This window comes from Leclercia sp. W6 (assembly GCF_003336345.1).
Taxonomy (GTDB): domain Bacteria; phylum Pseudomonadota; class Gammaproteobacteria; order Enterobacterales; family Enterobacteriaceae; genus Enterobacter.
The window spans coordinates 4,086,429-4,097,673 of the sequence record NZ_CP031104.1 but is presented as its reverse complement, the minus strand read 5'-3'; the positions used below and the strand labels follow the sequence as shown (position 1 = coordinate 4,097,673).

The 11,245-nt window shown below is 59.8% G+C and carries 11 protein-coding genes; 3 read left to right on the top strand and 8 right to left on the bottom strand.

Annotated elements, in window-relative coordinates:
- The first annotated feature begins 40 nt into the window (after positions 1–40).
- Positions 41–1,945 (top strand): ABC transporter ATP-binding protein, encoded by a 1,905-nt coding sequence (locus DVA43_RS19980; protein ID WP_103824843.1) that lies wholly within the window; start codon positions 41–43, stop codon positions 1,943–1,945.
- A gap of 13 nt (positions 1,946–1,958) precedes the next feature.
- Positions 1,959–2,897 carry a LysR family transcriptional regulator gene (locus tag DVA43_RS19975; protein WP_114316544.1) on the top strand — a complete coding sequence of 313 codons (939 nt, stop codon included), beginning with the start codon at positions 1,959–1,961 and terminating at the stop codon, positions 2,895–2,897.
- On the opposite strand, the gene mdcH is transcribed toward DVA43_RS19975, so the two are convergent.
- The 8 genes from mdcH to mdcA all read right to left on the bottom strand — a co-directional run bounded on the left by mdcH (position 2,887) and on the right by mdcA (position 9,941).
- Positions 2,887–3,786 carry a malonate decarboxylase subunit epsilon gene (gene mdcH, locus DVA43_RS19970; protein ID WP_114316543.1) on the bottom strand — a complete coding sequence of 300 codons (900 nt, stop codon included), beginning with the start codon at positions 3,784–3,786 and terminating at the stop codon, positions 2,887–2,889. The two genes, DVA43_RS19975 and mdcH, sit on opposite strands and share 11 nt — an antisense overlap.
- Positions 3,783–4,403 (bottom strand): malonate decarboxylase holo-ACP synthase, encoded by a 621-nt coding sequence (locus DVA43_RS19965; RefSeq protein WP_114316542.1) that lies wholly within the window; start codon positions 4,401–4,403, stop codon positions 3,783–3,785. The genes mdcH and DVA43_RS19965 overlap by 4 nt, the downstream gene beginning before the upstream one ends.
- 2 nt (positions 4,404–4,405) lie before the next feature.
- The gene (locus DVA43_RS19960) at positions 4,406–5,365 is read right to left on the bottom strand and encodes an AEC family transporter (RefSeq protein ID WP_114316541.1); all 960 of its coding nucleotides are present in this window, start codon (positions 5,363–5,365) and stop codon (positions 4,406–4,408) included.
- A gap of 128 nt (positions 5,366–5,493) precedes the next feature.
- Positions 5,494–6,294 carry a biotin-independent malonate decarboxylase subunit gamma gene (gene mdcE / locus DVA43_RS19955; protein WP_114317175.1) on the bottom strand — a complete coding sequence of 267 codons (801 nt, stop codon included), beginning with the start codon at positions 6,292–6,294 and terminating at the stop codon, positions 5,494–5,496.
- Positions 6,294–7,127 (bottom strand): biotin-independent malonate decarboxylase subunit beta, encoded by an 834-nt coding sequence (locus DVA43_RS19950; RefSeq protein WP_114316540.1) that lies wholly within the window; start codon positions 7,125–7,127, stop codon positions 6,294–6,296. The genes mdcE and DVA43_RS19950 overlap by 1 nt, the downstream gene beginning before the upstream one ends.
- Entirely contained in the window at positions 7,120–7,419 is a 300-nt protein-coding gene (gene mdcC / locus DVA43_RS19945) for a malonate decarboxylase acyl carrier protein (RefSeq protein ID WP_103824837.1), read from the bottom strand. Before mdcC ends, DVA43_RS19950 begins: the two co-directional genes overlap by 8 nt.
- A 9-nt stretch (positions 7,420–7,428) precedes the next feature.
- Complete coding sequence (locus tag DVA43_RS19940; RefSeq protein ID WP_114316539.1) at positions 7,429–8,286, bottom strand: triphosphoribosyl-dephospho-CoA synthase; 858 nt, start codon at positions 8,284–8,286, stop codon at positions 7,429–7,431.
- Positions 8,286–9,941 (bottom strand): malonate decarboxylase subunit alpha, encoded by a 1,656-nt coding sequence (gene mdcA, locus DVA43_RS19935; RefSeq protein WP_114316538.1) that lies wholly within the window; start codon positions 9,939–9,941, stop codon positions 8,286–8,288. The genes DVA43_RS19940 and mdcA overlap by 1 nt, the downstream gene beginning before the upstream one ends.
- 287 nt (positions 9,942–10,228) lie before the next feature.
- Between mdcA and DVA43_RS19930 the strand changes: the two genes are divergently transcribed.
- Positions 10,229–11,245, top strand: coding sequence for a hydrolase (locus DVA43_RS19930; RefSeq protein ID WP_103824834.1), 1,017 nt, complete (start codon positions 10,229–10,231; stop codon positions 11,243–11,245).

Below are 11,245 nucleotides of genomic sequence, written 5' to 3'. Positions count from 1 at the left end.
TATAATGACAACTTAACATAGTCGGAACATACGGCGCTCTATGATTGTTTTCTCCTCATTACAAATTCGTCGCGGCGTACGTGTCCTGCTGGACAACGCTACAGCCACCATTAACCCGGGCCAGAAAGTCGGTCTGGTGGGCAAAAACGGCTGCGGTAAATCCACGTTACTGTCATTGCTGAAAAACGAAATCAGTGCCGACGGGGGTAATTTTACCTACCCCGGCAACTGGCAGCTGGCCTGGGTAAACCAGGAGACGCCAGCCCTGAGCGTACCGGCGATGGATTATGTTATCGACGGCGATCGGGAATACCGCAAGCTGGAAGCGGAGCTGCATGCCGCCAACGAACGCAACGACGGCCATGCGATTGCCACCGTGCACGGCAAACTCGACGCCATTGATGCCTGGACTATTCGCTCCCGCGCCGCCAGCCTGTTGCACGGCCTGGGGTTCAGTAACGAGCAACTGGAACGCCCGGTCAGCGACTTCTCCGGTGGCTGGCGCATGCGCCTTAACCTGGCCCAGGCGCTGATCTGCCGCTCTGACCTGCTGCTGCTCGATGAACCGACTAACCACCTCGACCTTGATGCCGTCATCTGGCTGGAGAAGTGGCTGAAGAGCTATCAGGGCACGCTGATCCTGATCTCCCACGATCGTGACTTCCTTGACCCGGTGGTGGACAAAATTATTCATATCGAACAGGAAACGATGTTCGAGTACACCGGCAACTATAGCTCGTTTGAGCGCCAGCGCGCGGTACGTCTCTCCCAGCAGCAGGCGATGTACGAAAGCCAGCAGCAGCGCGTGGCGCACCTGCAGAGCTTTGTCGATCGCTTCAAGGCGAAGGCCTCCAAAGCCAAACAGGCCCAGAGCCGCATTAAGATGCTGGAACGCATGGAGATGATCGCCCCGGCGCACGTCGACAACCCGTTCCACTTTAGCTTCCGTGCGCCGGAAAGCCTGCCCAACCCACTGCTGAAAATGGAAAAAGTCAGCGCGGGCTATGGCGAGCGCATCATCCTGGATTCCATCAAACTCAACCTGGTGCCGGGTTCCCGTATCGGTCTGCTCGGGCGTAATGGCGCCGGTAAATCGACGCTGATTAAGCTGCTGGCGGGCGAGCTTGCGCCGGTACGTGGCGATATTGGTCTGGCGAAGGGCATTAAGCTGGGCTATTTCGCCCAGCATCAGCTGGAGTTTTTACGCGCGGACGAATCGCCGCTGCAGCACCTGGCGCGTCTGGCCCCGCAGGAGATGGAGCAGAAGCTGCGGGATTATCTGGGCGGCTTCGGCTTCCAGGGCGATAAAGTGACCGAGAATACTGAGCGCTTCTCCGGCGGCGAAAAAGCGCGCCTGGTGCTGGCGTTGATCGTCTGGCAGCGCCCGAATCTGCTGCTGCTCGATGAACCGACTAACCATCTGGATCTCGACATGCGCCAGGCGCTGACCGAAGCGCTGATTGAGTTCGAAGGCGCGCTGGTTGTCGTTTCGCACGATCGTCACCTGATCCGCTCCACCACCGACGATCTCTACCTGGTGCACGACAGTAAAGTAGAGCCTTTCGACGGCGATCTGGAAGATTACCAGCAGTGGCTGACGGACGTGCAGAAGCAGGAAAACCAGCCGGAAGAGGCAGCGAAAGAGAACGCCAACAGCGCCCAGGCGCGTAAAGACCAGAAGCGCCGTGAAGCAGAGCTGCGCACCCAGACCCAGCCGCTGCGTAAAGAGATTACCCGTCTGGAAAAAGAGATGGAGAAGCTCAACGCCACGCTTGCCACCGTGGAAGAGAAGCTGGGTGACAGCGGCCTGTATGACCAGACGCGTAAAGCCGAGCTCACCGAGTGCCTGCAGGTGCAGGCCAAAACCAAATCCAGCCTTGAGGAGTGCGAAATGGCCTGGCTGGAGGCGCAGGAACAGCTCGAAGAGATGCTCCAGAGCGACTAACCCGGGAGGGGCGATGATACCTGACCTGACCAGCGAAATTACATTCCGCAAACTGAGCATCTTCATGACATTCATGGAGACGGGCAATATCGCCCGTGCCGCTGAGGTGCTGAACCTCAGCGGGGTCAGCGTCCATCGTGCCCTGCACACCCTGGAAGAGAACGTCCGCTGCCCGCTGTTTACGCATAAAGGCCGTAATCTGATCGCCCTGCCTGCCGCCTGGACGCTGCTTGAGTATTGTCAGGAGGTGATGCAGGTGATGGAGCGCGGGCTGGAAGAGGCGCGTAAAACGGCCGGCGTCGGCCAGGGCCGTCTGCGGGTGGGGACGCTCTACTCTCTGACGCTTGAGACCGTTCCGCAGCTCATTATGGGCATGAAATTGCGCCGTCCGGATCTGGAGATGGATCTCACCATGGGATCCAACGACACCCTGCTGCATCTGCTGGATGAAGGCGCGCTCGATGCCATTCTCATCTCCATCTCGGAGAGTGAGATTGACCGCAACAACCTCGAAGTGCTGCCCCTGTTCCACGATGACATCTTTCTGGCCGCCCCCGCTTCGGCGCAGCTCAATACCAACGCGCTGGCGGACTTACGCGACTACAAAGACCAGAAGTTCGTCGCCCTGGCAGAGGGCTTCGCCACCTATGCCGGTTTCCAGGAAGCGTTTCATATTGCTGGTTTTGAGCCGGAAATCGTCACCCGGGTCAATGATATTTTTTCAATGCTGAGTCTGGTGCAGGCGGGTGTCGGCTTTACGCTGATGCCGGGCAGGATGAAAAAAGTGTACGAAAACTCGGTGCAGCTGTTAAAGCTGGCCCAGCCGTATCAAATGCAGCAGTTAATCGCCATCGTCTTTGCCCGCAACCGCGAGCAGGATCCGAGCCTGCGGGCGCTGGCGGCGGAAGGCCGCATGTACGCCCGCCGCCTTGAGCAGAACGCTACGCCTTAAGACGCCGGGCGAGATGCACCGCGACATCCATGCCGCTCCTTTCCAGAGAGACCGACTCCCCTTCCCAGGCTGCCTGACGCGTCAGGCAGGTGAGCACGCCGCCGGGAGGCATCTCTATCGCCAGCCGCGCTTCGCGTTCGTTAGCGGCAATCACCGCCTCCTGCCAGCGCACCGTCCGGGCCATGTTCATCGCCAGATCGTCGGCAATTTTTTCCGGCTGCCAGAGTACGCGTCCGGTGCTGCCGCTAAGGTAGGCGCAGCGGGGACGAGAGAGCGTGACCCGGCTAAAGGCCTCGACCAGTTTTTGCGCCGGCTCGGCCAGCAGTTCGCAGTGCGACGGGACACTCACCGCCAGACGACGGGCTTTGTTGGCCCCTTTCGCCAGCGCGCGCGCCGCCACTTCTGCCATCCCCTCGTCGGTTCCCGCAATCACAATCTGCGTCTCCGCGTTCAGGTTGGCAACGTAGGTGCCGGTGCCTTCCATCAGGGTTTCTACCTGCGCAAGGGTTAACCCCATAATGGCCGTCAGGCCGTAGCCGTGTGGATAAGCCTGCTCCATCAGATCGCCACGCAGGGCCACCAGCGTCAGGGCATCAGCAAAATCGAGCGCCCCGGAGAGCACTGCCGCAGGATACGCGCCGATAGAGAGGCCGCTGACGATATCCGGCGCCACGCCGCGACGCGCCAGTTCACGCGCCCAGGCGACACCAGCGATCAGCAGCGAGAGCTGTACCGCGCGGGTATGCTCTAGCGCCGCCGGGGAGTCCAGCGCATCCACTTCACTGGCGCCCAGCACTTCACGCGCCTGCGCCAGCTCGGTTCCCGGCAGGTTTTGCAGCATACCGGGATGCTGCGTCCCCTGCCCCGGAAAGGTAAACAGGATCTTCATTGTTCCTCCCATGCCCAGGGGTTCGCCGTCAGGCGCGGCCCCCGGTCGGTTTTCAGCAACGTTTTTCCATCACGTAGCCATTCGTTGAGCGCAAAGCCGCCCAGCGGCGTCTCAACCTGGGTATCGGCCCGGCAGAGCGCCCCCTCAAGCTGTGACTGCCAGCTGAGTAAATCCGTGCGGGAAAGCGGCTGCGGGGCGCGGATCAGCAGATCGAGATCGCTTGCGGCGTGGATCACCGCAATACCGGTCGCCAGCGCATAGCCGGTGCTGCCGGTAATGCCCCACGTCCAGGGCCAGGAGATGCGGGAAAGCTGTACGGCCACCTGAACCGGCGGCTGGGTGATAAACGGCGAGCGCAGCAGACTTTCTTCTGCGCTCAGCTGTTCGGGGGAGACCACGCGGGCAATCTGGTGAGGGTTAACCCAGCCCGCCGCGCGCTGATCGCGCTTAAGGCCGCGTACCCCGACCGGAATACGCCCGCTACCCTCAACATCACGCCGCACTACCACCGGCAACCCGGTATGCCAGGCTGCATCCACCCAGGGCTCCTGGATATCCTCCAGCGCATCCCGTGTGGTAAGCCAGATTAAGTCGTGCGGGCGTAATGTTGTGGTCATGATTACATTCCTGAAGTCAGCGAGATAAACAGCGGCAGCGACAGGATACACAGGACAGAGCTTAACAGCAGCACCGCTTCTGCATCCGGCGACTGCACGCCAAAGCGGTTACCAAACACCACGCCGAAGAAACCGGCGGACAGGGCAATCATCAGGATAGCGGTGATAGCCACAGAACCGTGCAGACCGAAGAGTAAAACGATACCCCACGCAATGGCTGGTTGAATCAGCAGCTTGGCGATCGTCGCGCTAATGACCATCGTGTTGATCTGCAGCTTACGGGCCGACAGGATCACCCCGGTCAGGAACAGCGCCGTAGCGGTCGCGGAGAGCCCCAGCGGTTTAATCGCTGCCAGAACCAGTTCCGGCATTTTGATACCAATGGCAGAGAGAATGACCCCCAGCAGCGGGCCCATCACGATAGGTTTCTTAATGGAGCGCCACATCAGCACCGGCAGCATGGAGAGCGTTGAACCGGAGTTATTGCCTTCGGCGCGCGCTTTCTCACGCTCAAGGATCAACAGACAGAACGGCGTCATCAGTACGGAGCCGCAGGCAATGGAGACCGCTACCGAGAGTGAGGTCGCCGGGCTTTCACCCAACACGCTGCCCAGAATCGGCAGGCCCAGCGCCGCATAGTTCGGCAGCGCCACGGTCAGCGTCAGCACGGCGGCATCCTGCGGGGACTTTTTAAAGACTTTCGTGGCGAGGAAGTAGATGGCCGCATAGGTGATCCACATCGCCAGGGTCAGAACCAGGATCAGCGGCGACTGGGCAATGATACCTGTCCAGGAGGTTTGCACCGTGGCGCTGAACAGCGCGGCGGGCAGCGCAAAATCCATCACGAAGATATTAAGCAGAGAGACATTTTTGTTGTCCACCATTTTGGCTTTACCGGCCCAGAAGCCGAGCAGCATGATGACAAAAATGGGGGCAAGGGCATGAACAATCACATAAGTCATAAATCACCTGTAAAAAAGAAGTTTAAGCACTGACGCGATGGTTATTATTTTCAGGATGCAGGTTCCCACGCGGGCGCAACGGGTGCGCCCACGGGGCGTGCATCTGGCAGGTCTTTTATTTTTGGGTATTACCAGCTGGCTCGCATACGTTCGCGTACAAGAGCGGAGCTATGGCGATTGTCGGCACCCAGACGGCTTTTCAGCGTCGGATCCCGGCGAGCGTCATCAATGGCCTGTTGCAACGTGGTTTTCACCAGCGCCAGATCGATGGATGAAGGTGCGTCCGGATTGCTGATATCCAGCAGGTTCTCCAGCAGCCCCAGGGTAGCGTAGTTACTGACGTCATACGCCATCGGCGGAATGGTCGCCGCCAGTTTTTCAAGCGCCTCAACGGTACGCAGCGTGATGCGGGCGGCAGACTCTTTGCCCATCGCGTGGATCAGTACGCCCTTGTCGTTGAAGGCGATCAGCCGGTTGGCCTGATAGCCGTGGGCCAGAAACGCCCCGGACATCGCTTTCCCGACGATCAGACCAATCACCGGATGGCCCGCCAGACGTGCGTTAGCATAGGCTGCAGCAGCACCGGCCAGCGCCTGGTGAATACCAAAGCCCTCTTCACGGCGGCCATAGGCCTGGCTCGGCACATCAATCACCGCCACAATCGGGCGCTTAACCGCTTTGTCAGCATCGATAGCTATGGTTTCACTCACCACTTTGGCCAGGGTCCAGCCTTCCAGCAGACCGACCTCGCCTTTCGCCGCACGCGGGTAGTGGTTGTTTGCATCCGGCACTACCGCGACAAAGCGTACCGCTTCGCCATTCAGCTCGCCGTCCGCCGCCTGAACCGACGGGCAGAGCCCTTCCAGACGACGGGCGTTCGGCGCAAGGGTTTCCAGCCAGAGTTCACCACGGCTAATTGAAGTACTCATCATTTCACCTCCCGGGCAAAGAGCGCGTGAATCTGTTCAGTATCCGCCTGTTTGCGGGTGTCGAAGTGACTCAGGCGTTCGAGATACCAGTCATAATTGTCGGTGCGGTGTTTTGCCGGCACGCCTTTCGCAATCGCGTCGTTCATCGCCGCTTTCACCGCGTTCACGCCGTCGCCCACCAGGGCATCCACCAGCCCGCTTTGATAGCGGATTTCGCCCCCGGTCATGCTCCAGATAAACGGACGGTCGCGGGAGTCATACTCTTCAATGCTCGCTTCCTGCTCGATAACCTGCGGGCCGTTCAGGCCGAGACGCGCTTCGCGGGTCACAATCAGATAGCTGCACAGCGCTGCGGCAATGGACATCCCGCCGAAGCAACCAACGGTACCGGCGACAATGCCGATGACCGGGGTATAGCGACGCAGATCGACGATGGCCGCGTGGATATCGGCAATCGCCGCCAGGCCAAGATTAGCCTCCTGCAGACGTACGCCGCCGGTTTCGAGGCTCAGTACCGCCTGGGTGGGAATGCCGTTACGGTTATCTTCCGCCGCCAGCTCCAGCGCGGCCGCCATTTTGGCGCCGGAGACTTCGCCCATACTGCCGCCCTGGAACGCGCCTTCTATCGCCACGACCACGGCGGGTTTACCGTTGATGGTGCCTTTTGCCACCACCATGCCGTCATCGGCCTGCGGCACAATGCCCTGCGGCCCCAGCCACGGAGAGATAATCCCTTCAAACGGATCCAGCAGTTCGCGGTAGCTGCCCTCGTCGAGCAGCGCCTGCGCACGCTGGCGCGCTTTCAATTCAATAAAGCTGCTGTCATCACGCATGGCTCACCCCCTCAAAGACCTGTTCGATACGAATGCGCGCCACGCCCGGCGTTGCGCCAAAGTCGTGAATGGTTAGCTTGCCAGCCGGCAGGCTGCTGACGGTTTGCAGTCTGTTAAACAGCGCGTCCCAGCGGCCACGGCTGTTATCGACGGAGGTGGTGATCTCGACTGTTAATGTCTGGCCCTGGTCGGCGGTAAATAACACCTCCATATCCCCGGAGCCCACAACGCCTGCCAGCGCTTTGCCGTTCAGGGCACGGCTGGCGGGCAGTGTTAATGTGATTTTTTCCATAACATCCTCTTAATTCGCTAAATAAGGCGTCTCTATGCGGTCAAGGAACAGCGTGGCGGCCAGCAGGTCGGCCGCGCCGCCCGGTGAGGCATTGAGCAAGAGCATCTGTTTGTCTAATAACGCGAGCGCACGTTGCCCCTCAGGCTGTGCGGTGCCGCCGGCGGCTAATACCGCCCGGGCCCCGTGCTGCATGGCGTCTAACCCCTCCATTCCGGCGCGGGAAAGCACGCAGGTATCGGTTAATGAGGTCATGATCGCCATCAGCGCATCGAGCCGGGCATGGGCTTCGCTACTGCCGTTAAGACGGCTCAGGCGAAGCTGCGGCAACGCCCGCTGCATAATGTGCGGAAACGCCTGCTGCGCCTCTTCGCGCGCGCCCGGCACCCGATAACGGTGGGTGGCGCGCAGCCCTTTGCTGAACACTTTCGGCGCGGCGTCATCCGGCAATTTCGCCAGCTGCGCGGCGGTGTCGGCAACCGACTGCGCTGTTGCGCTGCCGCCATGCATCGCCACGGCGCTGACTAACAATCCCAGCGCCCAGATAGCGCCACGGTGGGTATTCACCCCGCCGGTGGCAGCCATCATCTGCTGCTCGCCTTCGCGCCCCAGCCGACCCACGGTCTGCCGTAGCGCGATATCGGCCGGACGCTGCCAGCTTTGCAGCGCCAGCGCCTGAAACGTAGGGGTCAGGCTGTGCGCCGAGCGCTCCATCAGCGCGAGCGAGAGATCGTGGTGCGCGCCGTTCCCCCGACTGTCCACCAGACCGGGTTTCGGGCTAAGTCGCGCTTCGTCAATCAGACACTGCGTGGCGGTTCGCGCCAGCCATTCGGCACCGCCTTCAACCTGGATCCGGGGCAGAAGTTTCATTACCAGCTCCGGAATTTCGCAGGTGGGTTGTAGAGACCGCCGGACCATTCAACCAGGTCAGAGACGCTGCCCGCCGCCAGCAGCGAGCGGGTGGCGTCGGTGCGGCGAATGCCCATATCTTCCGGGTAGAGCACTTTGCCGCTCTGGCGCAGCTCGGCGACGCGTTTAGCGTCCACACCCAGGCCGATATCGGTGATACCTGCGACCGCAGCGACCATGGCGCGACGCTCTTCCAGATCTTTCGCCCGGTAGAGGTAAGCAATCCCCTCTTCCGTCAGCACGTGGGTGACGTCATCGCCGTAGATCATGACCGGTGCCAGCGGCATACCGGAGGCTTTCGCCACATCAACCGCATCGAGTTTTTCGACGAAGGTCGGCTTCACGCCCGCCTGGAAGGTTTCGACCATCTGCACGACCAGTTTCTTACCGCGCTGCATCGGGTCGGGCTCGGTGATCATGTTCAGCCAGGCCGGGGTGGCATGACGACGACCGTGCGGGTCATGGCCCATGTTAGGCGCGCCGCCGAAGCCGGAAAGACGGCCGCGGGTCACGGTAGAGGAGTTGGCGTAACCATCCACCTGCAGGGTTGAGCCGATAAACATATCGACCGCGTACTGGCCTGCCAGCTGACAGAAGGCGCGGTTAGAGCGCATGGAGCCATCGGCACCGGTAAAGAAGATATCCGGACGGGCACGAATGTACTCTTCCATCCCCAGCTCACCGCCGAAGCAGTGCACGCTCTCCACCCAGCCGCTCTCAATCGCCGGGATCAGCGTCGGATGCGGGTTCAGGGTCCAGTGTTTACAGATTTTGCCTTTGAGTCCGAGCTGTTCGCCGTAGGTAGGCAGCAGCAGCTCAATCGCCGCGGTGTTGAAGCCAATCCCGTGGTTCAGGGACTGCACCTGGTGTTCCGCATAAATGCCCTTGATGGCCATCATCGCCATCAGGATATGTTCCTGTTTGATCAGGCGCGGGTCGCGGGTGAAGAGCGGTTCAATGAAGAACGGCTTGTCGGCGACGACCACGAAATCAATCCAGGAGCCGGGGATATCCACGCGCGGCAGGTCACACTCGTCGTCCACCAGTTCGTTCACCTGGGCGATGACGATGCCGTCGTGGAAGGCAGCAGCTTCTACCAGCGCCGGGGTGTCCTCGGTGCTGGCACCGGTATAGAGGTTACCTTTACGGTCCGCTTTAAACCCGGCAATCAGCGCCACGTTCGGCGACAGATCGACATAGAGGCGGGAGTAGAGTTCGATGTAGGTATGGATCGCACCGATCTCCAGCTGGCCATCCTCCAGCAGCTGCGAAATACGCAGGCTCTGGGTACCGGAGAAGGAGAAGTCGAGCTTGCGGGCGATGCCTTTTTCAAAGATATCCAGGTGTTCGCTGCGGCCCACGCTCGGCATAATCATATGCAGATCGTGAACGACCTGAGGGTTCACCTCGGCCAGCGAGCGGGAAAGGAAATCCGCCTGCTTCTGGTTATTGCCTTCCAGTACGACTTTGTCGCCTGGGGCGATCAGTTTTTCCAGCATAGCGACGAGGTCGCCTGTTGGCAGTACCTTGCCCTGCACCGGGACGGAAGCCAGGCGGCGCGCTTTTTCAGTGCGACGCGTATTCCAGTTCCGGGCTGGCGTTTGCCCTGATAACATTGTTAACCTCCTGATTCAGCACATCTTTAGATTTGCTTAACGTTGAGTTAAGTCTGCACCCTGGTGATAAAGGCATCAATTAAGCCTGGAACAGAATCGTTAGCCTGAGAGTAATAAAGAAGGCAATTAATTGTGATCGGGATCATTTGACGTTGTTAAACAACAGGCTACGGGCCAAAAAAGGGCGCTGTGAGGAGAGGCGTTCGCGCAATCGCGTGGCTTTTTATAAACAGGAGCCGATTCGGAAGGTATAGTGAACGATTGAGAAGAATTAACATCACACCGTTATGACGCAGACAATCCCATCTGAATTTAACTTTACGCCCGACGAGAGCGCGACCTTTGTCCCTATGCGGGGCCTGTCGAACCGCCATCTGCAAACCATGCTGCCGCGTCTCATCCGCCGTAAAGTGCTTTTTACTCCCGTCTGGCAGCGACTCGACCTGCCGGATGATGACTTTGTGGATCTGGCATGGAGTGAAGATCCCTCTAAGGCACAGCACAAACCCCGGCTGGTGGTCTTTCATGGTCTGGAGGGCAGCCTGCACAGCCCCTATGCTCACGGCCTGATTCAGGCGGCAAAAGCGCGCGGCTGGCTGGGCGTGGTGATGCATTTCAGAGGCTGTAGCGGCGAACCCAATCGCCAGAAACGCATCTATCACTCCGGCGAAACAGAAGATGGCACCTGGTTCCTGCGCTGGCTGGCGGAGACTCACGGCCCGGCCCCCACCGCTGCGGTGGGCTATTCGCTGGGGGGAAACATGCTCGCCTGCCTGCTGGCGAAAGAGGGGGACACGATCCCGCTGGATGCCGCCGTCATCGTCTCTGCCCCGTTTATGCTGGAACAGTGCAGCTATCATATGGATAAGGGCTTTTCGCGCGTGTATCAGCGCTACCTGCTTAACCTGCTGAAAGGCAACGCCTCACGTAAACTGAAGGCCTATCCGGGCTCGCTGCCGATAAACCTCGAGCAGCTCAAGCGCATGCGGCGCATTCGTGAATTTGACGATCTGATCACCGCGAAAATTCACGGTTTTGCCGATGCGATTGACTACTATCGTCAGTGCAGCGCCATGCCATTGCTGAATCAAATCACCCGGCCTACGCTGATCATTCATGCGAAAGACGATCCGTTTATGGATCATCATTCGATTCCGGCGCCGGAACATTTACCGGCAAACGTACAGTATCAGCTGACCGAACATGGCGGACACGTGGGCTTTATCAGCGGAACGCTGCGCCGACCACAGATGTGGCTGGAGACACGTATCCCGGACTGGCTGACCCCCTATCTGGAAAAATAA